At 56.4% G+C, this 23,103-nt stretch carries 25 protein-coding genes and 2 pseudogenes; 14 read left to right on the forward strand and 13 right to left on the reverse strand.

Annotation, left to right across the window (positions count from 1 at the left end):
- The first annotated feature begins 11 nt into the window (after positions 1-11).
- From H3L93_RS02625 to H3L93_RS02665, 9 genes and pseudogenes are all read left to right on the forward strand, one after another.
- Positions 12-1,366 (forward strand): annotated as a pseudogene (locus H3L93_RS02625) (UDP-N-acetylmuramoyl-tripeptide--D-alanyl-D-alanine ligase).
- A 181-nt stretch (positions 1,367-1,547) separates the two neighbouring features.
- Positions 1,548-1,691, forward strand: coding sequence for a hypothetical protein (locus tag H3L93_RS02630; protein WP_003797269.1), 144 nt, complete (start codon positions 1,548-1,550; stop codon positions 1,689-1,691).
- Positions 1,692-1,729: 38 nt separating this feature from the next.
- Complete coding sequence (locus H3L93_RS02635) at positions 1,730-2,071, forward strand: DUF4190 domain-containing protein (protein WP_003797267.1); 342 nt, start codon at positions 1,730-1,732, stop codon at positions 2,069-2,071.
- A 156-nt stretch (positions 2,072-2,227) separates the two neighbouring features.
- Positions 2,228-3,310: a phospho-N-acetylmuramoyl-pentapeptide-transferase gene (gene mraY / locus H3L93_RS02640; RefSeq protein ID WP_003797266.1), complete on the forward strand. Its 1,083-nt coding sequence runs from the start codon at positions 2,228-2,230 to the stop codon at positions 3,308-3,310.
- Positions 3,311-3,579: 269 nt separating this feature from the next.
- Positions 3,580-5,625, forward strand: coding sequence for an ATP-dependent DNA helicase RecG (gene recG / locus H3L93_RS02645; RefSeq protein WP_003797262.1), 2,046 nt, complete (start codon positions 3,580-3,582; stop codon positions 5,623-5,625).
- Positions 5,626-5,731: 106 nt separating this feature from the next.
- Positions 5,732-5,815: pseudogene (locus H3L93_RS13445) on the forward strand (hypothetical protein); the annotation flags it as partial.
- Positions 5,816-5,861: 46 nt separating this feature from the next.
- The gene (locus tag H3L93_RS02655) at positions 5,862-6,692 is read left to right on the forward strand and encodes a CbrC family protein (RefSeq protein ID WP_050755578.1); all 831 of its coding nucleotides are present in this window, start codon (positions 5,862-5,864) and stop codon (positions 6,690-6,692) included.
- Between the two features lie 207 nt (positions 6,693-6,899).
- Positions 6,900-8,735 (forward strand): NAD(P)-binding protein, encoded by a 1,836-nt coding sequence (locus tag H3L93_RS02660; protein ID WP_003797256.1) that lies wholly within the window; start codon positions 6,900-6,902, stop codon positions 8,733-8,735.
- 91 nt (positions 8,736-8,826) lie between these two features.
- Entirely contained in the window at positions 8,827-9,339 is a 513-nt protein-coding gene (locus tag H3L93_RS02665; protein ID WP_003797254.1) for a hypothetical protein, read from the forward strand.
- Between the two features lie 105 nt (positions 9,340-9,444).
- Here the strand turns inward: H3L93_RS02665 and H3L93_RS02670 are convergent, their stop codons facing one another.
- From H3L93_RS02670 to H3L93_RS02685, 4 genes are all read right to left on the reverse strand, one after another.
- The gene (locus H3L93_RS02670) at positions 9,445-10,221 is read right to left on the reverse strand and encodes an acetoin reductase (RefSeq protein WP_003797252.1); all 777 of its coding nucleotides are present in this window, start codon (positions 10,219-10,221) and stop codon (positions 9,445-9,447) included.
- The gene (locus H3L93_RS02675; RefSeq protein WP_003797250.1) at positions 10,214-10,426 is read right to left on the reverse strand and encodes a hypothetical protein; all 213 of its coding nucleotides are present in this window, start codon (positions 10,424-10,426) and stop codon (positions 10,214-10,216) included. The genes H3L93_RS02670 and H3L93_RS02675 overlap by 8 nt, the downstream gene beginning before the upstream one ends.
- A gap of 48 nt (positions 10,427-10,474) precedes the next feature.
- Positions 10,475-11,797 carry a tRNA (N6-isopentenyl adenosine(37)-C2)-methylthiotransferase MiaB gene (gene miaB, locus H3L93_RS02680; protein ID WP_040558753.1) on the reverse strand — a complete coding sequence of 441 codons (1,323 nt, stop codon included), beginning with the start codon at positions 11,795-11,797 and terminating at the stop codon, positions 10,475-10,477.
- Between the two features lie 156 nt (positions 11,798-11,953).
- The gene (locus H3L93_RS02685) at positions 11,954-12,256 is read right to left on the reverse strand and encodes a hypothetical protein (RefSeq protein ID WP_155803168.1); all 303 of its coding nucleotides are present in this window, start codon (positions 12,254-12,256) and stop codon (positions 11,954-11,956) included.
- A gap of 363 nt (positions 12,257-12,619) precedes the next feature.
- On the opposite strand from H3L93_RS02685, the gene map reads away from it, so the two are divergent.
- Together map and cueR are read left to right on the forward strand one after the other, a co-directional pair.
- Complete coding sequence (gene map, locus H3L93_RS02690; RefSeq protein ID WP_040558749.1) at positions 12,620-13,396, forward strand: type I methionyl aminopeptidase; 777 nt, start codon at positions 12,620-12,622, stop codon at positions 13,394-13,396.
- A gap of 68 nt (positions 13,397-13,464) precedes the next feature.
- On the forward strand, positions 13,465-13,872 hold the full coding sequence (cueR, locus tag H3L93_RS02695) for a Cu(I)-responsive transcriptional regulator (RefSeq protein WP_003797240.1): 408 nt from the start codon (positions 13,465-13,467) through the stop codon (positions 13,870-13,872).
- Positions 13,873-14,034: 162 nt separating this feature from the next.
- Here cueR and H3L93_RS02700 read toward each other — a convergent pair whose 3' ends face one another.
- The 8 genes from H3L93_RS02700 to dapF form a co-directional block, all read right to left on the reverse strand.
- Positions 14,035-15,624 (reverse strand): aspartate:alanine exchanger family transporter, encoded by a 1,590-nt coding sequence (locus tag H3L93_RS02700; RefSeq protein ID WP_003797238.1) that lies wholly within the window; start codon positions 15,622-15,624, stop codon positions 14,035-14,037.
- A gap of 152 nt (positions 15,625-15,776) precedes the next feature.
- Positions 15,777-16,019, reverse strand: a complete 243-nt coding sequence (locus tag H3L93_RS02705) for a glutaredoxin family protein (RefSeq protein ID WP_040558746.1) — start codon at positions 16,017-16,019, stop codon at positions 15,777-15,779.
- Between the two features lie 44 nt (positions 16,020-16,063).
- Positions 16,064-16,204, reverse strand: a complete 141-nt coding sequence (locus H3L93_RS02710; RefSeq protein WP_182077700.1) for a hypothetical protein — start codon at positions 16,202-16,204, stop codon at positions 16,064-16,066.
- 387 nt (positions 16,205-16,591) lie between these two features.
- The gene (locus H3L93_RS02715) at positions 16,592-16,798 is read right to left on the reverse strand and encodes a hypothetical protein (RefSeq protein ID WP_155803167.1); all 207 of its coding nucleotides are present in this window, start codon (positions 16,796-16,798) and stop codon (positions 16,592-16,594) included.
- 169 nt (positions 16,799-16,967) lie between these two features.
- Positions 16,968-17,969 carry a tRNA dihydrouridine synthase DusB gene (dusB, locus tag H3L93_RS02720; RefSeq protein ID WP_003797227.1) on the reverse strand — a complete coding sequence of 334 codons (1,002 nt, stop codon included), beginning with the start codon at positions 17,967-17,969 and terminating at the stop codon, positions 16,968-16,970.
- The gene (locus tag H3L93_RS02725; protein WP_003797226.1) at positions 17,966-18,598 is read right to left on the reverse strand and encodes a hypothetical protein; all 633 of its coding nucleotides are present in this window, start codon (positions 18,596-18,598) and stop codon (positions 17,966-17,968) included. Before H3L93_RS02725 ends, dusB begins: the two co-directional genes overlap by 4 nt.
- A gap of 157 nt (positions 18,599-18,755) precedes the next feature.
- Positions 18,756-18,965: a hypothetical protein gene (locus tag H3L93_RS02730; protein ID WP_003797224.1), complete on the reverse strand. Its 210-nt coding sequence runs from the start codon at positions 18,963-18,965 to the stop codon at positions 18,756-18,758.
- 52 nt (positions 18,966-19,017) lie between these two features.
- Positions 19,018-19,878, reverse strand: coding sequence for a diaminopimelate epimerase (gene dapF / locus H3L93_RS02735; RefSeq protein WP_182077719.1), 861 nt, complete (start codon positions 19,876-19,878; stop codon positions 19,018-19,020).
- Between the two features lie 154 nt (positions 19,879-20,032).
- Here dapF and metX point away from each other — a divergent pair, with 154 nt between their 5' ends.
- The 3 genes from metX (at position 20,033) to metW (ending at position 22,166) form a co-directional block, all read left to right on the forward strand.
- Positions 20,033-21,157, forward strand: coding sequence for a homoserine O-succinyltransferase MetX (gene metX / locus H3L93_RS02740; RefSeq protein ID WP_003797220.1), 1,125 nt, complete (start codon positions 20,033-20,035; stop codon positions 21,155-21,157).
- Positions 21,158-21,161: 4 nt separating this feature from the next.
- Positions 21,162-21,500 (forward strand): hypothetical protein, encoded by a 339-nt coding sequence (locus tag H3L93_RS02745; RefSeq protein ID WP_003797218.1) that lies wholly within the window; start codon positions 21,162-21,164, stop codon positions 21,498-21,500.
- Between the two features lie 84 nt (positions 21,501-21,584).
- On the forward strand, positions 21,585-22,166 hold the full coding sequence (gene metW / locus H3L93_RS02750; RefSeq protein ID WP_003797217.1) for a methionine biosynthesis protein MetW: 582 nt from the start codon (positions 21,585-21,587) through the stop codon (positions 22,164-22,166).
- A gap of 532 nt (positions 22,167-22,698) precedes the next feature.
- Here metW and H3L93_RS02755 read toward each other — a convergent pair.
- Entirely contained in the window at positions 22,699-22,998 is a 300-nt protein-coding gene (locus H3L93_RS02755) for a putative quinol monooxygenase (protein WP_003797212.1), read from the reverse strand.
- Positions 22,999-23,103: the final 105 nt, after the last annotated feature.

A 23,103-nucleotide genomic window follows, 5' to 3' on the forward strand; every position in this document is an offset into this window, starting at 1 on the left:
TTGAGTAAACCATGACTGCATTAACCCAAAACTTCGTCCGCCGCCTTTTCAGGCTGCCTGAAATCGCCACAGACAGCCCCATCAACCAAATCACCACCGACAGCCGCACCGCCCAGCGCGGCGACCTGTTCTTCGCCCTAGTTGGCGAGAACCATGACGCGCACGATTTTGTGCCCGATGTGTTAGCCAAAGGCGCAACCGCCGTTGTTTCGCGCGGCGACTGCGCCTCGTTTTCAGGCTGCCTCAAAGTGGACGACACCCTTGCCGCGCTGCAAACGCTCGCCGCCGCATGGCGCAAGCAGCTCAACCCATTTGTGTACGGCATCACGGGGTCAAGCGGCAAAACCACGGTGAAAGAAATGCTGGCGAGCATTTTGCGCACGGCGCACGGCGCGGATGCGGTGTTGGCAACGGCGGGCAATTTCTCAACAACCACATTGGCTTGCCGCTCACGCTGCTCAATTTACGCGAACCGCATCGCCACGCTGTGATTGAAATGGGCATGAATCATGCGGGCGAGTTGGCAACGCTCACGCGCATCGCCGCACCCAATGTTGCGCTGGTAAACAACGCCATGCGCGCGCACATCGGCTGCGGGTTTAACGGCGTGGACGACATCGCCCGCGCCAAAGCCGAGATTTACCAAGGGCTGCCTGAAAACGGCATCGCCATCTTGCCTGCCGAGGATGACCACCTTGCCATTTTTCAGGCTACCGTAAGCGCGTTCAAAACGCTCACTTTTGGCGCGACCGTAGGCGATGTTCACGCCGAAAACATTGCGCTTGAAGCGTTGAGCAGCACGTTTGATTTGGTGTACAACGGCAACCGCCAAGCTGTGCAACTGCCTGTGGCGGGCAAACACAACATCAGCAACGCTTGCGCCGCCGCTGCGCTCGCCATTGCAGGCGGCTTGAGGCAGCCTGAAATCGCCCGCGGCTTGGCGGCGTTTAGCAACATCAAAGGGCGGCTGCAACGCAAAAACGGCATCCGCCAAACGCTGATTTTGGACGACACCTACAACGCCAACCCCGACAGCATGAAAGCCGCGCTGGATGTGCTTGCCAAGCTGCCCGCGCCGCGCGTGTTTGTGATGGGCGACATGGGCGAACTGGGCGAAGACGAAGCCCCAAAAATGCACGAAGAAATCGGCATCTATGCCCGCGATTTGGGCATTGAATACGCTTATTTTGTGGGCGATAACAGCGTGCAGGCTGCCGAAAAATTTGGTGGCAATGGGCTGTGGTTTGCCGATAAAGACCCGCTGATTCAAGTGTTGGCGCACGATTTGCCTGAACGCGCCAGCGTGTTGGTGAAAGGTTCGCGCTTTATGCAGATGGAAGAAGTGGTGGCGGCGTTGTTGGCATAGTTTTCAGGCTGCCTATGCCGCAGAGGCAGCCTGAAAACCAAAATGGAACGGCGGTGGCTCGCCGCCAAATGGCTGATTAAACAGGGCATGGCTGGTTTGCCAAGATGTCAGCGAGCCGCCGACGCTCCATCAGTTGCAGGGTTGGCAAAGGTTGCAGCCTGAAAACAGCAACAAAAACAGAATGAAAACCGCCAAGCGGATAGGGATACTCGCCGCGCTGTTGTTTGCTTTTTGGCTGGGGATGTGGACGCAGGCGCATCGTTTCCCATTTGCGTGCTGGATGTGGGAACCTATCGGCAGCGGCACGCGCGATAAGGCAGCCTGAAACGGCCGTTTGGCCCGGCAAACTGCAAAGGACGCGCTATGGCAAACACCCCCAACCCTACGCCCCGCACCACCAATATCCTAGCCGTGGTGAGCCTGATTTGCGGACTGCTGGGCTTGGCGGGCGGGCTGCCCTCCGCAGGCGTAATCAACATCGCCGCCATTGTGATGGGACACATGGCGCGCAGCCAAATCCGCCAAAACCCAAATGAAGACGGCGCGGGCATCGCGTTGGCAGGCTTAATCATAGGCTACATCGGCTTGCTGGTTGTGCCGCTGATTATGCTGGCGGCAGTGGTTATCGTGATGATTTTATATGGAATAAACTTTGAAGCGGCTGTAAACGAGCTTTTCAGGCTGCTGTTATCGCTGCTGCATTAGGTAGCCTGAAAACCATGTCGTAGCCTGAAAACGCTAAGTGAATTTAAACCCCCACCCCGCGCCCCATTCCCACTATAATCCGCGCGTTTTGATAACAACAATTCAAACTCTCACAACGGCAGCCTGAAAACTGCCACCAAGCAACAAGGAAGCATCATGCTGTTATGGCTCGCTCATTTGAGCAACTGGATTTCCGCCCTAAATATTTTCCAATACACCACCTTTCGCGCCGTGATGGCGGCACTCACCGCCCTAGCGTTTTCGCTGCTGCTCGGGCCGTGGACAATACGCAAGCTCACCGCGCTTAAAGTTGGGCAAGCCGTGCGCAGCGATGGCCCGCAAACGCATCTGGTCAAAAACGGCACGCCCACCATGGGCGGCTCGCTGATTCTCACCGCCATCACCCTGTCCACCCTGCTGTGGGCAAACCTTGCCAACCCCTATATTTGGATACTGCTGATAGTGCTGCTCGCCACGGGCGCGCTCGGCTTTTATGACGACTGGCGTAAAGTGGTTTACAAAGACCCCAACGGCGTATCCGCCCGCTTCAAAATGGTGTGGCAGTCCACCGTTGCGCTGGGCGCGGGCTTCGCGCTGTTTTTCCTAGCCAAAAACGATGCCAACAACATCTTAATCGTGCCGTTTTTCAAACAAGTTGCCCTGCCCTTGGGCGTGGTCGGCTTCATCGTTTTAACCTATCTCACCATCGTGGGCACATCCAACGCAGTAAACCTAACCGATGGCTTGGACGGGCTGGCCGCGTTCCCCGTGGTGCTGGTGGCGGGCGGCTTGGGCGTTTTTTCTTATGTAACAGGGCATTACAAATTTGCCGAATACTTGCAACTGCCGTTTGTGGCGGGGGCAAACGAAGTCGCCATTTTCTGCACCGCCATGTGCGGCGCGTGTTTGGGCTTTTTGTGGTTCAACGCCTACCCCGCGCAAGTGTTTATGGGCGACGTGGGCGCGTTGGCATTGGGCGCAGCATTGGGCACGGTGGCGGTGATTATTCGCCAAGAATTTGTGTTGGTGATTATGGGCGGCTTGTTTGTGATGGAAGCGATTTCCGTGATGCTGCAAGTGGGCTGGTATAAAAAAACCAAAAAACGCATTTTCCTGATGGCACCGATTCATCATCACTACGAGCAAAAAGGCTGGAAAGAAACGCAAGTGGTGGTGCGCTTTTGGATTATCACCATTGTGCTGGTGCTGATTGGATTGAGCACGTTGAAGATTCGGTAACGGCAAGGGCAGATGAGATAAAAATCTGCCCTTTGTTGCGCCATAGGCAGCCTGAAAAAGCGTTCATGCGCTTATGCCCGTTGTTTTCAGGCTGCCTTTGCTTATCTTTCGCCCGCGCAGGCGTTTCGCTTCCTGCCACGAGCCACGGCGCAGCATTCCCCGTTGCAGCACAGTTTCAGGCTGCCCCAACCCCGCGCCCATTCCCCATTATCCATCCCCCAAAATTTCCCTATAATTCAGGTAGCCTGAAAATCATCGTGTAAAAAACCATGCTCCCCAACCTCTGCCAAGCCCTCAAACTCACCGATGCCACCGCGCAAAAGCTGGAAAAGCTGCACATCCACACCGCATGGGATTTAGCCCTACACCTGCCGCTGCGCTACGAAGACGAAACCCACATCACCCCCATCGCCGCCGCGCCCATCGGCGAAACCTGCCAAGTGGAAGGCGAAGTGGTGCTGCAAGAAGTCCAGTTCAAGCCGCGCAAACAGCTCATCGCCCGCATCCGAGACAACGCAGGCGGGCTGCTTAACCTGCGCTTTATCCATTTCTACCCCAGCCAACAGCAGCAGCTTGCCAAAGGGCAGCGCGTGCGCGCGCTCGGCGAAATCAAACAGGGTTACTACGGCGCGGAAATGATACATCCCAAAATCAAATCGCCCGAAAAAAGCGAGCTCGCCCAAACGCTTACCCCCGTTTACCCCACCACCAACGGCTTAACCCAGCCCACGCTGCGCAAAGCCATCGCCGCCGCGCTGCAACATTTAGACCTGCGCGAAATCCTGCCCGAAAGCGTGCTGCGCCAATACAACCTGCCCACGCTCGCCGACAGCCTGCGCCTGCTGCACAACCCGCCGCCCAGCATCAACTTGGCGCAAATCAGCAACGGCGCGTTGCCCGCATGGCAGCGGCTGAAATTTGACGAACTGCTGGCGCAGCAACTCTCCATGCGCCTTGCCAAGCAAAAACGCCGTTCAGGCAGCCTGAAACCACTGATTGGCAACGGCAGCTTAACCGATGCGCTGATTGCCCAACTGCCGTTTGGCCTAACCCGCGCCCAACAGCGCGTGTTCAACGAAATCCGCGCCGATTTAGCCCAGCCGCATCCCATGCACCGCCTGCTGCAAGGCGATGTGGGCAGCGGCAAAACCATTGTTGCTGCGCTGGCGGCGTTGGTTGCGCTGGAAGACGCAGGCGGTTTTCAGGCTGCCGTGATGGCGCCCACCGAAATCCTAGCCGAGCAACACTACATCAAATTCAAACAATGGCTAGAACCGCTGGGCATCAGCGTGGCATGGCTTTCAGGCAGCCTGAAAAAGCGCGACAAAGACCAAGCCCGCGCCGCGATTGCCGATGGGCGCATCCGCCTTGCCATTGGCACGCACGCGCTGTTTCAAGACGATGTTGCCTTTCACAATCTTGGGCTGGTGATTGTGGACGAGCAACACCGCTTTGGCGTGGCGCAACGGCTCGCGTTGAAAAACAAAGGGCAAGATGTGCACCAGCTGATGATGTCTGCCACGCCCATCCCGCGCACGCTGGCGATGTCGTTTTTCGCCGATTTGGACGTGTCCACCATCGACGAGCTGCCCCCCAACCGCACGCCGATTAAAACCAAATTGGTGAACAACGTGCGCCGCGCGGAGGTGGAAGGCTTCGTGCTCAACACCTGCCAAAAAGGGCAGCAAGCCTATTGGGTGTGCCCGCTGATTGAAGAAAGCGACAGCCTGCAACTGAAAGCCGCCACCGAAACGCTAGCCGAGCTGCAAGCCGCGTTGCCGCAGCTCAATATTGGCTTGGTGCATGGGCGCATGAAGCCCGCCGAAAAAGCCGAAATCATGGCGCAATTTGTGGCAGGCAGCCTGAACGTGCTGGTGGCAACCACCGTGATTGAAGTGGGCGTGGACGTGCCCAACGCCAGCCTGATGGTGATTGAACACGCCGAACGCATGGGGCTGGCGCAGCTGCATCAACTGCGCGGGCGCGTGGGGCGCGGCGCGGCAGCCAGCACCTGCGTGCTGCTGTTTGCTGAACCCTTGGGGCAAGTGGGCAAACAGCGGCTCAAAGTGATTTACGAAAACACCGACGGCTTTGAAATCGCGCGGCAGGATTTGGAAATCCGCGGCGCGGGCGACTTTTTGGGCGTGCGCCAAAGCGGCGCGATGATGCTGCGCTTTGCCAATTTGGAGCAGGATTTGGAACTGCTGGAACACGCACGCCAACTCGCCCCGCTGTTGATTGAACAGCAGCCTGAAATCGTGCAGGCGCATTTGGAACGCTGGCTCGGCAGCAGGGAAGGGTTTATGGCGGCGTGATTTTCAGGCTGCCTGAGCGGCATGAAGCAGCCTGAAACCGTTGCAAAGCCTTGCAGAGCGGGCATGATTAAGCGCGAATTGGGATGGCACGGTATTCACGCGCTGCGATTTTGAAAACACATTGTTTGACCGCTGCGATTTGCGCGGCGCAGTTTGTGAATCACGCAGACGGCGTTGGCTCCATTGTTAAACGGATAAAGGCAGCCTGAAAATCCACCCTACCACGGAGACCCACCATGAACCCCGACACCCTCATCCCCCTCGTAGAAGCCGCCGACGCGCTGGACAGCAACAGCCGCCTGCTGCGGATGTTTGAACTGGAACCCCTTATCGCCGCCGAGCCAGACAGCCCCGAAAAACACCGCGCCCTTGCCCGCGTGTATGCCGCGCTGGGGCGTTACCAAAGCGCGTTCACCCATTTTCATTCTGCCGCTAACCGCCAAAACCCGCAAGAGCGCGCCGATTTCGCCTATTTGCAAAACCTCGCCCAAAGCTATGGCGACGACAAACAACGCGCCGAACGCCCGCTGCCCATCACCCCCGAGCTCAAAGCGTCCCTGCCCGCGTTCAAATACTGCCCCGACCCGCTCGCCTCGGGCATCTTCCGCACGCAGGAAAAAGCCGTCGCCTGCGACTGCTGCCACCGCGACACCCACGTGTTCTACACCCACCCGTTTTACAGCTACGACGACATCAACGCCCTCTGCCCCGAGTGCATCGCGGGCGGACGCGCCGCCAAAGAATTGGAGGGCGAATTTGTTATCCGCCACCACGTTTCGCAAGCAATCGGCAAAGCGCAGCAAGACGAACTCTGCCTGCGCACCCCGTCCTATTCAAGCTGGCAGGAAGCGCAATGGGCAGACCATTGCGGCGACTACTGCGCCTTTGTGGGCTATGCCAACTGGGAAGACTTGCAGCGGCAAGGCATCGCCGAGGGCATAGAATGGCTGGATTTCCAACCCGACCCCGAAGACCGCCCATACATCCGCAACGGTGGCTCAATGGTCGGCTGCCTGTTCCGCTGTTTGCATTGCGGGCAGCATATTTTGCACGTTGATTTGGATTGAGCCGCATCGTTTCGCTACGCAGGCTGCCTTTTGTTGACGTTATCCGAGCGTCCGAAGGCAGCCTGAAAACAGGTTTACGAAGCCCAAACCACTCCGCCCGCCGTCTTTCCCCAAACAAAAAACCCTCTTTCAGGCTGCCACATTTAACCCCACCCCATCTTTCGGTACAATCGCCCCCTTTATCCACCACAACAAAAGGAACACACCATGCCTTTACACCTCACCCGCCGTCGCTTTCTCAAAAGCACCGCCGCCACGGCAGGCGCGGTTGCCTTTGCCGGCCCCGTTTACCGCGCCCTCGCCGCCGAAGAAGCCGCTGCGTATTATCCGCCCGCGCTCATCCGCGCGCTGATGGGCGACAACGACGGCAGCCAAGCCGCCGCCCACGGCGTTGCCCTGCGCGGACAAAGCGTAACCCTGCCCGAAAAAGTCAGCGAGCAATACGACTTAATCGTTATCGGCGCAGGATTAAGCGGTCTAACCGCCGCCTATCTCTACCAAAAATCGCGCCCCAAAGCCAAAATCCTGCTGCTGGACGCGCACCAAGATTTCGGCGGGCACGCCATCCGCAACGAATTCCGCGCCAACGGCAAACTCATCTTGGGCTACGGCGGCAGCGAATCCATCGATTCGCCCAAAACAGGCTATTCGCGGCAAGCCAAGCAGCTGCTGCGCGACCTCGGCATCGATTACACCAAATTCAACCGCTATTTTGACCAAACCCTATACGAAAAATGGGGCTTGAAAGAAGGCGTATTCTTCGACGAAGCCACCTTCGGCAAAAACGCCGTCGTTGCAGGGCAGCCTGAAACCGGCAACGCCCAATCCGCCACCGTTATCGCGCAGTTCCCCCTGTCCGAAGATGCCCGCGCCGCGCTCACCGCGCTTTACACCAAACCCGCCGACTACTGGCAGGGCAAAAGCAAACGCGAGCGTACCGAGCTTGCCCACAGCACGAGCTACTACGATTTCCTGAAAAACACCGCCAAGCTGCCCGAAAGCGCCCTGAACTACCTCACCCAAATCAGCAGCGAATACTGGGGCATTTCCATCCACGCCATTTCCGTTTATTCCGCGCTGGAAGACGGTTACCCCGGCGTGCAAAACCTGAAATTGAGCCATAAAGCCCACGCCGAAGAGCCGTATATCTACCACTTCCCCGATGGCAACGCCTCCATTGCCCGCCTGTTGGTGCGCAAGCTGATTCCCGGCATCGCCGCAGGCAACAGCATGGAAGACATCGTTACCGCGCAGTTTGATTACGGCAAACTGGACTTGCCCGCCAACGACGTCCGCATCCGCCTCAACAGCACCGCGCTGATTGTGCAGAACACGGCAAACGGCGTGGCGGTTGCCTACAAAACCCCAAGCAGCCAAGACTTGGCGCGCGCCGATGCTGCAAAATGCATTTTCGCGGGACACAGCGCGCTGGCGGCGAAAATCATGCCCGAAATGCCCGAAGCGCAAAAAACGGCGGAACTGAGCAACTCGCGCACGCCGATGGTTTACGCCAACGCGCTGGTGAAAAACGCCCGCGCCTTCAAAAAACTGGGCGTGCACCGCCTGTATTCGCCCGCCGCGTTCTTCTGCGACGTGAAGCTGGACGACCCCGTGAGCATCGGCGATTACCGATTTGCCCAAAGCCCAGACGAGCCGATTGTGATCCACATGGCGCACATCGCCACCGCCACCGAAGGCAAAACGCCGCAGGAAATGTATAAAAAAGGGCGCGGCAAACTGGCGGGCATGAGCTTTGACGCGATTAAAGAAGAAATGCTCAAACAGCTTCGCGCCATCTACGCGCTGGCGGGCGAAAATCTGGACGACAACCTGCTGGACGTTTCCATCAACCGCTGGTCGCACGGCTACAGCTACGAGCGGCTGGATTTGTTCAACACCGAGCGCAACGCGGCGGACACCACCGCGCAAATGCAAAAACGCTTGGGCAATATTTTGATGGCGGGCAGCGATGTGGCTTGGAAGCCGTATGTGCAAGACGCCATCGACCAAGCGTATCGCGCGGTAAAAGAAGCCTTGGCGTAACAGCATCGTCATAAATGAGGCAGCCTGAAAACGGATAATCGCGTTTTCAGGCTGCCTTTATCTGCCGCCCAACCCCCTTTCAGGCTGCCCCATGCCCCGTTATCTCACCCCCGCCGAAATCGCCCTGATTCGCCCCATCTTCCGACACGCGCTGGACTACGCCGCCATCCATATCCACGGGCGCCGCTACCTGCCGCTGCAAAACGCCTGCACCGCCATGTCGCCCAACGGACACAGCTATTACCCCCGCCCGCTATACCGCACCGATTTTGCCCACGGCACATGGCAAGAGCGCCACCTGTTTATCCACGAATGCAGCCACATCTGGCAACACCGCCTCGGTTACCCCGTCCGCCGCTGCGGCGTTTGGCTTGCGCTGCAAGGCGGCTACATCGCCCACCGCGCCTACCGCTACCAACACCTGCTCGCCGGCCGGCACGATTTGGCGCAGTTCAACATGGAGCAGCAGGCGCAAATCATCGCCGATTTTTTCACGCAAAAGCTGCAATACCAACACGAAGATGCCGCGCTCAAACGCGTGTTGCAACGCTTTTTGCGCAACCCCGCCGATGCGGGTTTGTTGCCGCGCAGGATGAGGCTGTAATTTTGCTTACCGTGTTGCCAATAAAAAAACCGAATGCTTGAACATTCGGTTTGTTGTTTCAGGCTGCCCATGCCATCCGTCAGCGGCAGTCTGAAAATCATTTTATCAACGGAACACCATGCCGCCGTCGGTCAAAATGGTTTGCCCTGTGATGTAGTCCGAATCGGGCGACGATAGGAACGACACCAGGCAAGCCACGTCTTCGGGCTGTTGCGGGCGGCCCGCCAAAATGCCGGCGGTGAATTCCGTCCACGCTTGTTTGGGTTTATAGCCTTTGTGTTGCACGAACGCCGCGTCGATGCGCTCCCACATCGGCGTGTCGGCAACGCCGGGGCAATAGGCGTTCACGCGGATGTTGTATTGCGCCAATTCTTTGGCGGTGGAATGCGTGAACGAGCGCACGGCATGTTTGGTGGCGCAATACAGGCTGAGCATTTCGTAGGATTCGTGCCCCGCGATGCTGCACGCGTTGATGATTTTGCTGATGGTTTTTTGTTTTTTCATTTGCTCGGCGGCCGCTTGCGTGCCGAAAATCACGCCTTTGATGTTTACGCCCAGCACGCGGTCAATTTCGGCTTCGTCCAGCGACAAGAATGTGCCCACCGATTCCACGCCCGCGTTGTTCACCCACACATCCAAGCGTCCGAACGCTTTAACGGCTTCTTCGGCAAGGCGAAATTGGTCGGCGCGGTTGGCAACGTTGCCTTGCACGGCGATGTTTTGCCAGCCTTTTTGGTCAAATTCGGCTTTGACTTTGGCAAGATTGTCGGCGTTGATGTCGTGCAACACCACGGCAAAACCGTCCTGCGCCAAGCGGGTGGCGATGGCTTTGCCCAAACCTGCGGCCGAACCAGTTACGACGGCGACTTTTTTATCAGACATGATGAACCTCTCTTTCGGCAGCCTGAAAGGGCTGCGCGGTTAGTTGAAAAAGTAAACCATTGTTTCTATTGAGTGCTTGTTGCAACTCGTTTTCAATTATAGCTTTTTGGCGCAACAGCGTAAACCAAAGGCAGCCTGAAAACGGGATATTCAGGCTGCCTTTGATATGGGGCAGGGAAAGGGCGAATGCTTGGGCTGTTGGCATGGGAAATAAGGCGGGTGAACGCGTTTTCAGGCTGCCTCAACCATGCCGTCAAACCAGTTCGCCGCTCAGCGAGAAGGTTCGCGCATCGGTGATTTCAATCTCCACCATTTGATTAATCAGCGATACATCGCCGTAAAAGTTCACCACACGGTTGTTGGCGGTGCGCGCCTGCAGCTGGTCGGGGTCTTTTTTGGAGATGCCTTCCACCAAGCAGCGTTGCACCGTGCCGAGCATGGTTTGGTTGATGCGGGCGGTTTCGGCTTCGATCACTTCGTTCAGCGCTTCAAGGCGGCGCACTTTTTCTTCATGCGGCGTGTCATCGGGCAGGTTGGCGGCGGGCGTACCAGGGCGCGGGCTGTAGATGAACACGAAGCTCAAATCAAAGGCGATGTCTTTCACCAGCTTTAAGGTTTGCTCAAACTCGCGCTCGGTCTCTCCTGGAAAGCCAACGATAAAGTCGGAGCTGAGGCACAAATCGGGGCGGATGGCGCGCAGTTTGCGGATGATGGATTTGTATTCCAGCGCGGTGTAGCCGCGTTTCATGGCACTTAACACGCGGTCGCTGCCGCTTTGAATTGGCAGGTGCAGATGGGAAACCAGCTTGGGCAGGTCGCGGTAGCATTCGATGATGGCATCGGTAAACTCGCGTGGGTGGCTGGTGGTGAAGCGCAGCCGTTCAATACCAGGGATTTCGTGCACGATGCGCAGCAGGGTGGCGAAGTCGCAGATGCCACCGTCGTCCATTTCGCCGCGATAGGCGTTGACGTTTTGCCCCAACAGGTTGATTTCTTTCACGCCTTGTTGCGCCAAGCCGGCGATTTCGGTGAGTACGTCGTTCAGTGGGCGCGAGAATTCTTCGCCGCGCGTGTAGGGCACGACGCAGAAGGAGCAGTATTTGGAACAGCCTTCCATAATGGAAATAAACGCGCTGCCGCCGTCCACGCGGGCGGGGGGCAGGTGGTCGAATTTTTCGATTTCGGGGAAGGAGATGTCTACCTGCGAGAGGCCGGTGGTTTCTTTATCCACAATCATTTTGGGCAAGCGGTGCAGGGTTTGCGGGCCGAAGACGACATCCACATAGGGTGCGCGTTCGATAATGGCTTCGCCTTCCTGCGAGGCAACGCAGCCGGCCACGCCGATGATGAGATTGGGGTTTTTCTGTTTCAGCGGTTTCACGCGCCCGAGGTCGGAGAATACTTTTTCCTGCGCTTTTTCGCGCACGGAGCAGGTGTTGAAGAGAATGATGTCGGCGTTGTCGGGTTCGGAAACTTGTTCAATGCCACCGTGTTCTTCGGCGAGTACGGCGAGCATTTTTTCGCTGTCGTATTCGTTCATTTGGCAGCCGAAGGTGCGGATAAAGACTTTTTTCATGGCTTGGTTCTTTCAGGTTGCCCGTAATTGCGGGGCTGATGTTAAGAAAAGATTTTCAGGCTGCCTAACGTTTTGCATAGGCAGCCTGAAAAGGGAAAGCGCGGATTATACTGATTTCTTTAAGAGAATTAAAATCATCGGCGGGGTTTATACGCTCTACGCCCAGCGCGACCATTTGCCATGCACTCTATCGGGATACGCTTGGCGAAATTGGGCGAGCCAGTTGGCAAAGTGTTGATTGTTGGGGCGGAAGCTGAAAATGTAGTATTTGCCGTTGGCTTGGATGTGGATGTCCCACACATAGGTGTTGTTGATTTTCAGGCTGCTTTTTTCCACGCGCGTGATGCGGGCGATGGGGTGGCTGCTGATAAGCGTGTTGCCGTTGTAGTGAAAAATCTCGTTGCTGCCAACGTAATACCGCTCGTTGCTCCACACTTTCGAGCGGCTGATAGGGCGCAAGGTTTCGCCGTTGTGCTGCACACTGGGCACGCGGCGGATTTGGCGGACGATGATGAAAAAATCAGCCCATTGAACGCGAAAACAAAGATGCCCACGATGATGCTGACGATGGTTTCAAACATAATCACGCCTATAAATAAGAATATTTGCTATCGGGGGCGTTTTTCTTTATATTTTGCCCCGCTTGCTTTCAGGCTGCCTTAATCGCATGAGGCAGCCTGAAAACGCTATATTTTATCAACTATAGTCGTTCCACACAGCCTTAGACAAGGCGGCGAGCCGCAGATAGTACAAGTAGTACAGCAAGGCGAGCCAACGCAGTATAAGGTTGTGTGGAACGACTATATAAACGGAAAGACCATCATGGCAGTAATCATCCACACCCCCGAAGAAATTGAAAAAATGCGCGAGCTGGGCAAGCTCGTTGCCGAAGCGCTGGATTATATCGGCGATTTCGTGAAACCCGGCATCACCACCAACGAGCTGGATAAGCTGGTGTACGACTATCACGTGAACGTGCAGGGCGGCTATCCTGCGCCCTTGCATTATGGTAATCCGCCCTATCCCAAATCGTGCTGCACCTCGGTGAACCATGTGATTTGCCACGGCATCCCCGATGATAAACCGTTGAAAGAAGGCGATATTATCAACATTGATTTAACCATCAAAAAAGACGGTTTTCACGGCGACAGCAGCCGCATGTTTACCGTGGGCAAAGTGAGCCCGCAGGCGCAGCGCCTGATTGACGTTACCCACGAAAGCATGATGGCGGGCATCGCCGCCGTGAAAGCGGGCGCAACGCTGGGCGACATTGGCTACGCCTGCCAAAACGTTGCCGAAAACGCAGGCTATTCGGTGGTGCAAGAATTTTGTGGGCACGGCATCGGGCGCGATTTCCATTGCGAGCCGCAAATTTTGCACTACGGGCGCAAAGGGCAAGGCATGGTGCTCAAAGCGGGCATGATTTTCACCATCGAGCCGATGATTAACCAAGGCAAACGCCATCTGCGCATCTTGGACGACGGCTGGACGGTGGTAACCAAAGACCGCAAGCTCTCCGCGCAATGGGAACACGAAGTGCTGGTTACTGAAACGGGCTGCGAGATTTTGACTATTTCGCCGAGAACAGGGAAAGCGTAAAACTATCCATCAGAGGCAGCCTGAAAACGAGTAAAGCAAGTTTCAGGCTGCCTTAACGAAAGCCAAATATGAACATTAGCCAAGCCGCCGCCCAAACGGGCTTATCCGCCAAACAAATCCGCGATTATGAAAAACAAGGCTTGCTACCGCCCGCGCCACGCAGCGAAGCGGGTTATCGCCGTTTTTTGCCTGTCGATTTGCAACGGCTGCGCTTTATCGCCCACGCGCGCGAAGTGGGCTTTTCGCTGGCGCAGATTAAACGCTTGCTGGCGTTGGCAGACGACCCAGAACGGCACAGCCGCGATGTCAAACAACTGACGAGCGAACACATCGCCGAGCTCAACCAAAAAATCGCCACGCTGCAAACCATGCGCGACACGCTGCAAGCATGGCACAACCAATGCGCGGGCGACGATGCTGCGGCGTGTTGTATTTTGGAAGGGATAGGCAGCCTGAAAACGGGGGAAGCGGGGTAGGGCGGTTAGGTGGATGGAGAGAAAGACGGTGAATGCCGTCTTTTTTGGTTTTCAGGCTGCCTTAATTGTTGGCAAGCGATAGAGCAGCCTGAAACCCCATCCTCCCAACAAAAAACCCTTTATGCACCAAGCACAAAGGGTTTTATCGTTGAGCAACCGCCGCTACATAAACGCGCCGATAATCTGCACCAGCAAGATTTTAAACACCGTCATCGACGGGAAAATCATCGCATAGCCCACATCGGGTTTATCGGAAGCCAGCGTTTTGCTGCTGAACGCCAAAATGGCGGGGTTGCCCGTTGCGCCCGAGATGATGCCCGCCGCCATGTCGTAAGGGATGCGGAACACATACACGGTAATCAGCAACACGCTGATAGAAAGCAGCGCAACCAGCGCCACGCCCAGCAGCAGATAAGTCATGCCGCTTTTGGCAACGGTTTCCACAAAGGTTGAACCTGATGCCATGCCCACTTGCGCCAGAAACAACGCCAAGCCAAATTCGCGGAACACGCGCGAAGCAGCAATCGGCATACTCCATGTGAACTTCCATGTGTTACGCGCTTTGCCCAGATACAACGCCACCAGCAGCAAGCCTGCCAAGCCCAGTTTCACGTTGCCCAAGCCTGGGATGGGGAAGGCAATAGAACCCACCGCCAAGCCCAACGCCACGCCCACGCCCATAGAAAGATAGTTCACTTCGCCGCCCGCTTTCACCGAGTCGCCGAAGAAGCGTTGCAATTCTTTGGTGTGCCCCACTTCGGCAAGCACGCCGATTTGGTCGCCGATTTCCATGCGCAGCGATTGGGTGAGCGGCATATCGGTGTCGCCACGGCGAATGTGCAAAATGCTGACATTGAGCGTCATCAGTTGGCGGATTTGCGGGATGGTTTTGCCCGCCAAGTTGGGGTTAGAAATAAACAGGCGTTGGTATTCTTTTTCGCCTTGCACCAAGTTGATTTTGTCGCCCACGCGCGTGCCGATGGTGGGCACGGCTTGGTCTAGCTTGGCGTTGTCCACCGCGGTAATCAACACAATATCGCCGTGTTGCAATTCACCCAAATGCCCCAAGGCAACGGCTTTGCCGCCGCGGTTGGTGGTGGTGATGCTCACGCCATCGGGCAGGGTGCTGTTTACATCCGACATGGTTTTGCCGAAGATTTCGGGGTTTTCCACGCGCACGGCGCATACGCGCAATGAGGTGCGCTCTTCCAGCGTGTATTTGGGCTTAAAGAAGCTGTTGTACAAGCCAATAATCAAAATGGGCACCGCCACGCCAAAGGGGTAGGCAACGGAATAGCCTGTGGCGGGGATTTTGTCGCCCGTTACCACCATTGCCGCTTGCAGGGCAGAGGTGCTGGTGCCTGCTCCTGCCCATGCGCCAATGGCTTCGGCAAAGTTTACGCCGGGGATAAATTTAATCGCCAGCAGCATCAAGCCCAGCGACAGCAGCACGCCGATTACCGAGGCGATGTTGGCCTTGATGCCCAGCGGGCTGGTTAGGCCTTTGAAAAATTGCGCGCCAAACGAAACGCCCACACCGTATAAAAAGAGCAGCAGGCCGAATGTGCCCACTACCCCCGGCAAGGCGGATTGCGGCGCAAGCGCGCCCATTGCCAAGCCCACGAACAACACTGCGCCTGCGCCCAGCGATAAGCCGCGCACGCTAATCATGCCCACGGCGTAGCCCAATGCAATCGTTGCAAACAATGCAAACAAGGGATTGGCGGTTAAATATTCAACAAGTGCTGTCATTTGACAGTCTCCTTCCAACAAGTAAAACAAAAGCGGTTTTCAGGCTGCCTGTCATCGCGCGGCTTGGCTTTGGCTACGGCGTTGTGCTGTATGAAAAGCGTGTTCACGCGATATTTTCAGGCTGCCCTAGGGCTGTTGATTGTCAATAGCCCCTAAACCGCCGCCTGATTGAGATACGCCGATAACGCGGCTTCGTTGAGATGCCAATGGCAAATTTCGTGTTCGCCATGCAGCAACACGGGCACCAGCTCGTTATAGCGCGCGACTAGATTTTCGTCTTCATCCACATCCACCACGTTGAGCGCAAACCCGTATTGCTGCTGATAGGGCAGCAGGGCTTGGCGCATGTGGTGGCACAAACTGCAATATTCTCGGAAAAGAAGCGTTAAGGTCATGTTGTATGATTACTCCGAAATCAGAAGCGCGCGCATTATAACCGTTATTTTGTGTAAATAAAGTGTTGCTTTGTTTCGTTAATTTGTAAAGACTGGGGGTGGTTGTGTTGTTGGGTTACAGGATGGTGAGGCAGCCTGAAAAAGGTTGCTGTTTTGTGGTTGGTTTGGGGTGTGGTTTTAACCATGCGCTTCGTGCCAGCGGGGCACTTACTTTCTTTGCTTCGCCAAAGAATGAGAACTTGCATTCGCTATCTGCACGGCTGCTTTTGCCTTCATTGAACACGCCTACCGCGTTGCCAAGCCAAGTTAATAGAACCACTATTAACTTGGCTTGTCGCCTTGTATTCGTATTCACTGAATACAAAATCCGCTCGCGCAGATAACGAATACAGTTTCTGGCAAAAGAAAGGCGACCCCGACGTGCAGGTTCGCTGCGCGAACTTCCCTCACTGCACATCCTTTTTTCGGCGCGTGCGAACTAGCCGCGCTTCGCGCGTCGTCGAACAAGCGCACGCTTTTTCCCGAAAAAAAGATGCTGCGTTCGGCTGGACGTAGGGGAGAGAGTGGCAGTATTAAACGGTTGTGATGAGATTAGGCAGCCTGAAAGCCAATCCATTCAGCAAAAAACCGTTTGGCTGAATACCAAACGGTTTTTCTTTTTCAGGCTGTCTTTGGGAATTGCGTTGCTGAGGCAGCCTGAAACCAGATGCGCGATGGCGCGTCGGCGGCTTGCCGACATTTTGGTAAATAAAATAGCGCAGTTGTTGTAGGTTGGGCATTTATGCCCGACAAAAACTGCCATATTTATTTTATACGCCATAACTAAAAACGTCGGGCATAAATGCCCGACCTACTTGGGTTTGCAAAGGTTTCAGATTTGTTATTGTGTTAAAGGTTTCAGGCTGCCTTTGACAACAAGCCGTCGTCATTCCCTTTGCGTTTGCCGTTTCAGGCTGCCTCGTAATCGCGTTGCCAGTATTCATATTGCTGGGCTTGCGCGGTGAGGTAATCGGCTAAATAGTCGTATTGCTCGCTGGCGTGGTTGATTTGGTTGAGGTGCTGGCGGGCGGTTTGGCTGTTGGGGATGCGGGCGAGATACCAGCCGATGTGTTTGCGGGCGATGCGGGTGCCTGCGTTGTCGCCGTAAAAGTGGTGCATGGCGGCAAGGTGGCGCAGGATGGTGGCAGAGGCAGCCTGAAACGGCATGGGCGGGGGCAGCGTGCCGTGTTGTAAATAGTGTTGGATGTCGGCAAACAGCCACGGCTGCCCTTGTGCGCCGCGCCCTATCATAATGGCATCTGCGCCTGTTTGCGCCAGCACGGCGGCGGCTTTTTGCGGGCTGGTGATGTCGCCGTTTGCCCAGATGGGCAGGCGGCTTTGTTGTTTGACGGCGGCGATGAGTTCGTATTGCGCTTGGCCGCGATACATTTGGCTGCGGGTGCGCCCGTGGATGGCAAGGGCGGCGATGCCTGCGTCTTCGGCGATTTGGGCGATGGTGGGGATGTTTTGGTGTTCATCGTCCCAGCCGAGCCGTGTTTTGAGGGTTACGGGCACGTTTACGGCGCGCACGACGGTGTTGAGAATCTGCGCGACGAGTTTTTCGTTTTGCAACAATGCGCTGCCTGCGAGCACGTTGCACACTTTTTTAACGGGGCAGCCCATGTTGATGTCGATGACTTGCGCGCCGAGGGCGACGTTGTGTTGCGCGGCGGCGGCGAGTTGGGCGGGGTCGCTGCCGGCGATTTGCACGGCGATGACGCCGCTTTCGCCTGCGTGGTTTTGGCGGTGGCGGGTTTTGGCGGTGTGCTGCAAATCGGGGTTCACGGTTACCATTTCGCTGGCGGCCCATTGTGCGCCGAACTGGCGGGTGAGCTGGCGGAAGGGCAGGTCGGTGATGCCCGCCATGGGGGCGAGGGCAAGTTTGACGGCGTGTAGGGCGGCGAGGGTCATTGGAATTGGGTGAACAGGTCTATCAGAGTTTGGCGGATGTAGTGCGCCTGCATGGCAAGGGCAAGCAGCACGCTGACGGAAAGCTGGCGGCGGCCGGGTTTGCAGTTTTCAGGCTGCCGAAATAAAACCAGATAGAGGGTGGTGAGCAGCATTAAAAAAGCGGTGAAGCTGAGCCATGTGGTGGGGTCGAGCGCGTAGATTTGGTAGAGGTCGGCGATGAAATGCGGGCTGATGCCGTAGGGGTAGATAATCCACGCGCAGCCAATCAGGATAAAAAAGGCAAGGTGCATGGCAAGGTTGGCGTGGATGAGGCTGGTGAGATAGAGGCTGGGGGTGGCGCTGGGTGCCAGTTTGTTATGCTCGTGATGCCCGTTTTCAGGCTGCCTCGGGTGGCGGTAGGCAAGGCTGCCGATGAGGATGTAGGCTTGGGCGATGTAGAGATGGGCGGCGATGCTGTATGGTTGCACAAAGGGCAGGGCAGGGCGCGAAAGGTCGTGCAAAAAATACCATTGCACGGCGATAAACAGCGCGGTGCTGAGGGCGAGCCATGCAAACTGGCGGTGGCGCAGGGTTTGGAAGATGAATAGGGCGACAAATAGGCTGGCGGTAAGGAGGTTGATTTGGGACATGGCGGGTGGGTATGGAGTGGGTTGGGTGAGGCAGCCTGAAAAAAGGGGTAAGCGGCTTGGAGGGGGAAATGGGGATGAATGGGTTTTCAGGCTGCATTACTAATGGTTGCGATATGGGCGGGCTTATCTGCCGCACCCAGCAGAGACAGCCTGAAAACTACTGCGACCGTGCCGCGCCGGCGGGTGCGGATGCGGCGGGCGGTTGGGCGGCGGATTGTTGCCGCTTGGCGGCGCGTTCCGCTTTTTTCTTGGCAGCGGCGGCTTGCATTTTGGCTTGCTGCTCTGCATCGGGCAGGTTGAAATACACGCCTGCGATAACGACCGCCATCGCCGCGCTGTAAAACCAAACTTTGTGAACGTTTATCATGGGGAGCTTTCTATGATGGATAGGCAGCCTCGCAGCGAAGCGGAAACGGTTTTCAGGCTGCCAATTCGCCGTCAAACACCCACACCGCCTCGCCCGTCATCATCACATGGCTGCCGCTGTGCCATTGGACAAACAAATCGCCTCCGCGCAACGACACTTGCACCGTTTCGCCCGCCGCCAGCCAGCCCTGCCGCATCCCCGCCACCACCGCCGCGCACGCGCCCGTGCCGCACGCCAGCGTTTCGCCCGCGCCGCGTTCAAACACGCGCAGCGCGATGTGCGTGGGGTCAAGCAACTGCATAAAGCCCACGTTCACGCGCTCGGGGAACTGCGGATGCTGCTGCAACGCCGCGCCGATTTCGGCAACGGGCGCGGTTTTCGTGTCATCCACGCGCAGCACGGCGTGCGGGTTGCCCATGCTCACTAGGCTGACGGCAATCGCGGGTTGGCGGTTATCCCACACGATTTGATGCGTGAGCGCGCCTGCCGTTTCCGAGCCATCAGCAGGTAGCCTGAAAGGGATGTCGTCGGGCAACACGCGCGGCGCACCCATGTCCACCGTTACCAAGCCATTGGGCTGGATTTGCGGCTTGATGATGCCCGCTGCGGTTTCCACCGCGATGTGTGTTTTGTCGGTTAAACCCTTGTCGTACACAAATTTGGCAAAGCAGCGCGCGCCGTTGCCGCATTGTTGCACCTCGCCGCCATCGGCGTTGAAAATGCGATAGCGAAAATCGGCAGCGGGCGTTTGGGCGCGTTCCACCAGCAGCAGTTGGTCAAAGCCGATGCCGAAATGGCGGTTTGCCCACGCCGCAATGTGCGCAGAGTTGGGCGTGAAGACTTGGTTGATGCCGTCTATTACCATAAAATCGTTGCCCAAGCCGTGCATTTTGCTGAATTTAAGCGACATGATGTTTCCTTGTAAGGCAGCCTGAAAAAGGCGAGATTGTAGCGTAAATTGAAGCCTAGGGTTACCGCCGCGCCCGCGCTTTTCCATTTTCAGGCTGCCTTTGCCCCCTTATCTCGCGCTATAATCGCGCCTTATTTTTATCCACTCCCTCCCCGCCATGACCATCACCAGCACCACCCTCATCACCCCGCAAATTATTGAGTTCCCCCACCCCATCACCCTGCAAAACGGCAGCACCCTGCCCAGCTACCAACTCATCATAGAAACCTACGGCGAGCTCAACGAAAGCAAAAGCAACGCCGTGCTGATTTGCCACGCGCTATCGGGCAACCACCACGCCGCAGGGCGACACCACCCCAACGACAAATACGCAGGCTGGTGGGACAACATGATTGGCGCAGGCAAACCCATAGACACCAATAAATTCCACGTTATCGTGCTCAACAATCTGGGCGGCTGCGCAGGTAGCACAGGAGCAACCAGCATCAACCCCGCCACAGGCGAGCCCTACGGCGCAGACTTCCCGCTGGTAACCGTGCGCGATTGGGTGAACACCCAAGCCCAGCTTGCCGACCACTTCGGCATAGAACAATGGGCAGCCGTAGTCGGCGGCAGCTTGGGCGGCATGCAGGCGCTGCAATGGACGATAGACTACCCCGGCCGCGTTCGCCATGCCCTTGTGATTGCCTCCGCGCCCAAACTCTCCACCCAAAACATCGCCTTTAACGACGTTGCCCGCCAAGCCATCATCACCGACCCCGATTTCCACGGCGGCAACTACGCCCAACACCACACCAAGCCCCGCCGCGGCCTGCGCACCGCCCGCATGATGGGACACATCACCTACCTAGCCGAACACGGGCTGGGCAACAAATTCGGGCGGCAACTGCGCAACGAACACTACAACTACAATTATGATATTGATTTTGAAGTAGAAAGCTACCTGCGCCATCAAGGCGACAAATTCGCCGAAACCTTTGATGCCAACACCTATCTGCTGATGACCAAAGCCCTAGACTATTTTGACCCCGCCGCCGAATACAACGACAACCTACAAGCCGCCCTGCAACACACCCAAGCCCATTATTTCATCGCCAGTTTCAGTACCGATTGGCGGTTTTCCCCCGAGCGTTCGCGCGAACTCGTGCGCGCCCTAATTGCCGCCCGCAAAAACGTGCAATATGTAGAAGTGCCCAGCCAACACGGACACGATGCCTTCCTGCTCGACGACCCGCAATACCACAACGCCGTGCGCGCCTATATGAACAACATCAGCGTCTAAACCCATGAAAACCTTTATTCAAACCCTGTTGGGCATGGTTGTGCTGATTGCCGTCGGCATGCTCTATCTGAACATGCCGGTTCAATGGCGGCGACACAAAGACATCCAACTCGGCAACCAAATCATCGCCCAAATCCAACAATTTCAGCGCACCCACCAAAGGCTGCCTGAAAACACCGAAGCCGAACTTATCCCGCTCGGCTTCAAGCAAAACAAACAAGGCTGGCAACCCAACTACATCCGCCACAGCCCCAGCGAATACGAAATCCGCTACCAAGACGGCTATGTTGCCCCCTATCTGCGCTGGCAATCGGGCAAGCAGGTTTGGGAATTGGCGGAGTGAGAACCATCCATCCTTAAATCATTTTTCAGGCTGCCTATTGCGCTACTAAAAGGCAGCCTGAAACCAAACAAAAGAGACCCCACCATGACACTACGCAACGACCTACAACTCATCTACGACTGGATTCCCGAAAAATCCCATGTGCTAGACCTAGGCTGCGGCGACGGTGCGCTGCTATCCGCGCTCACCCAAAGCAAACAATGCACGGGTTACGGCATAGAAATCAACCCCGTCAGCGTGCAAGCCGCCATAGAACGCGGCATCAACGTCATCCAAGCCGACTTGGAACGCGGCTTGACCACCTTCGGCGACCAAAGTTTTGACGTGATTGTGCTCAGCCAAACCATCCAAGCCATGCAAAACACCGAAACCATCCTGCGCGATTTAACCCGCGTCGCCAAGCAGGCCATTGTTACCTTCCCCAACTTTGGCTACTGGCGCAACCGCCTGCAAATCGCACTGGGCGGGCACATGCCCGTGTCCGAGCGGATGCCCTACCAATGGTATAACACGCCCAACATCCATTGGTGCACGCTGCAAGATTTTGACCAACTGTGCGCCAAAAACCAAATCCGCGTGCTGGAACGCACCGTGATGACGGGCAACCACCGCGTAGAAATCCTGCCCAACTTGCTCGGCAGCTTGGCGTTTTACCGCGTGGGCTAACGGCGGCGCGGCAAGCATATAGGCAGCCTGAAAATGGTGTGATTTGTTTTCAGGCTGCCTTGATGCTGTTCTCAGCTTTGCAAAACCTAGCGACAGATGGGGGTGTGGGCGCACAATGGAGCGGCGGCGGCTCGCCGCCAAATGGTGCATTAAACCAACCGTGCTGGATGTGAACAAAAATGTCGGCGAGCCGCCAACGCGCTATATTGAGGCAGCCTGAAAACGGTGTGATTCGTTTTCAGGCTGCCTTTCATGCCATCTGAACCCTTTGCAAACCCTAGCAGCAGCCTGAACAACGAGAAATGCCGTCATTCCCGCGCAGGCGGGAATCTTGTTTGATATTCATAAATGGTTGTAAAACAAGTCGTTGTTTAAGATTAACCAAGATTCCCGCCTGCGCGGGAATGACGGCAGTTGGATGGCAAATGTAAGGCAGTCTGAAAACATTTTTAGAGGCACGTTTTAGCTTCGCTGTTAGCTCCGCTGAAACTCGCTTCGCTCGTTTTCAGGCTGCCTTTGGTTTGCGCGGCGGTTAATTACCGTTTTCGCTCACATCCGTCATCAACACAATTTCCACGCTGTCGGTTTTGCCGTCAATCGCTTGCAAAAAGCCCTGAAAATGGCCGCTGGCGTTGTGGCTGTCCACCGCCGCTTGGTCCTGCCATGTTTCCACAAACACAAAACGGTTTTCGTTTTGCAAATCTTGGTGCAGGTCGTAGCGCAGGTTGCCCGCTTCGGCGCGGCTTTTGGCGACCAAATCGCGGAACACGGCGAGCAGCTCGGCGCGGTGGGCGGGTTTTACGGCAAGGATGGCAACGATTTTAATGCTCATGGTATTTACTCCGTTGGGGGTTGGGAAAGGGTTTGCGTTTTCAGGCTGCCTTGGCGCCAAGGCATCGGGCAGCCTGAAAAGGCGAAGCGCAGTTTACACGCGCGG

Source organism: Kingella oralis, from assembly GCF_014054985.1.
Lineage (GTDB): Bacteria > Pseudomonadota > Gammaproteobacteria > Burkholderiales > Neisseriaceae > Kingella_B > Kingella_B oralis.

Excerpts from the sequence above, each read along its gene's own strand:
- H3L93_RS02630 (WP_003797269.1), top strand. The coding sequence starts at position 1,548 with ATGAAAACCGCCAAGCGGATAGGGATACTCGCCGCGCTGTTGTTTGCT.
- H3L93_RS02635 (WP_003797267.1), top strand. The coding sequence starts at position 1,730 with ATGGCAAACACCCCCAACCCTACGCCCCGCACCACCAATATCCTAGCC.
- mraY (WP_003797266.1), top strand. The coding sequence starts at position 2,228 with ATGCTGTTATGGCTCGCTCATTTGAGCAACTGGATTTCCGCCCTAAAT.
- recG (WP_003797262.1), top strand. The coding sequence starts at position 3,580 with ATGCTCCCCAACCTCTGCCAAGCCCTCAAACTCACCGATGCCACCGCG.
- H3L93_RS02655 (WP_050755578.1), top strand. The coding sequence starts at position 5,862 with ATGAACCCCGACACCCTCATCCCCCTCGTAGAAGCCGCCGACGCGCTG.
- H3L93_RS02660 (WP_003797256.1), top strand. The coding sequence starts at position 6,900 with ATGCCTTTACACCTCACCCGCCGTCGCTTTCTCAAAAGCACCGCCGCC.
- H3L93_RS02665 (WP_003797254.1), top strand. The coding sequence starts at position 8,827 with ATGCCCCGTTATCTCACCCCCGCCGAAATCGCCCTGATTCGCCCCATC.
- H3L93_RS02670 (WP_003797252.1), bottom strand. The coding sequence starts at position 10,221 with ATGTCTGATAAAAAAGTCGCCGTCGTAACTGGTTCGGCCGCAGGTTTG.
- H3L93_RS02675 (WP_003797250.1), bottom strand. The coding sequence starts at position 10,426 with ATGCCAACAGCCCAAGCATTCGCCCTTTCCCTGCCCCATATCAAAGGC.
- miaB (WP_040558753.1), bottom strand. The coding sequence starts at position 11,797 with ATGAAAAAAGTCTTTATCCGCACCTTCGGCTGCCAAATGAACGAATAC.
- map (WP_040558749.1), top strand. The coding sequence starts at position 12,620 with ATGGCAGTAATCATCCACACCCCCGAAGAAATTGAAAAAATGCGCGAG.
- cueR (WP_003797240.1), top strand. The coding sequence starts at position 13,465 with ATGAACATTAGCCAAGCCGCCGCCCAAACGGGCTTATCCGCCAAACAA.
- H3L93_RS02700 (WP_003797238.1), bottom strand. The coding sequence starts at position 15,624 with ATGACAGCACTTGTTGAATATTTAACCGCCAATCCCTTGTTTGCATTG.
- H3L93_RS02705 (WP_040558746.1), bottom strand. The coding sequence starts at position 16,019 with ATGACCTTAACGCTTCTTTTCCGAGAATATTGCAGTTTGTGCCACCAC.
- H3L93_RS02710 (WP_182077700.1), bottom strand. The coding sequence starts at position 16,204 with ATGGTTAAAACCACACCCCAAACCAACCACAAAACAGCAACCTTTTTC.
- H3L93_RS02715 (WP_155803167.1), bottom strand. The coding sequence starts at position 16,798 with ATGCCCAACCTACAACAACTGCGCTATTTTATTTACCAAAATGTCGGC.
- dusB (WP_003797227.1), bottom strand. The coding sequence starts at position 17,969 with ATGACCCTCGCCGCCCTACACGCCGTCAAACTTGCCCTCGCCCCCATG.
- H3L93_RS02725 (WP_003797226.1), bottom strand. The coding sequence starts at position 18,598 with ATGTCCCAAATCAACCTCCTTACCGCCAGCCTATTTGTCGCCCTATTC.
- H3L93_RS02730 (WP_003797224.1), bottom strand. The coding sequence starts at position 18,965 with ATGATAAACGTTCACAAAGTTTGGTTTTACAGCGCGGCGATGGCGGTC.
- metX (WP_003797220.1), top strand. The coding sequence starts at position 20,033 with ATGACCATCACCAGCACCACCCTCATCACCCCGCAAATTATTGAGTTC.
- H3L93_RS02745 (WP_003797218.1), top strand. The coding sequence starts at position 21,162 with ATGAAAACCTTTATTCAAACCCTGTTGGGCATGGTTGTGCTGATTGCC.
- metW (WP_003797217.1), top strand. The coding sequence starts at position 21,585 with ATGACACTACGCAACGACCTACAACTCATCTACGACTGGATTCCCGAA.
- H3L93_RS02755 (WP_003797212.1), bottom strand. The coding sequence starts at position 22,998 with ATGAGCATTAAAATCGTTGCCATCCTTGCCGTAAAACCCGCCCACCGC.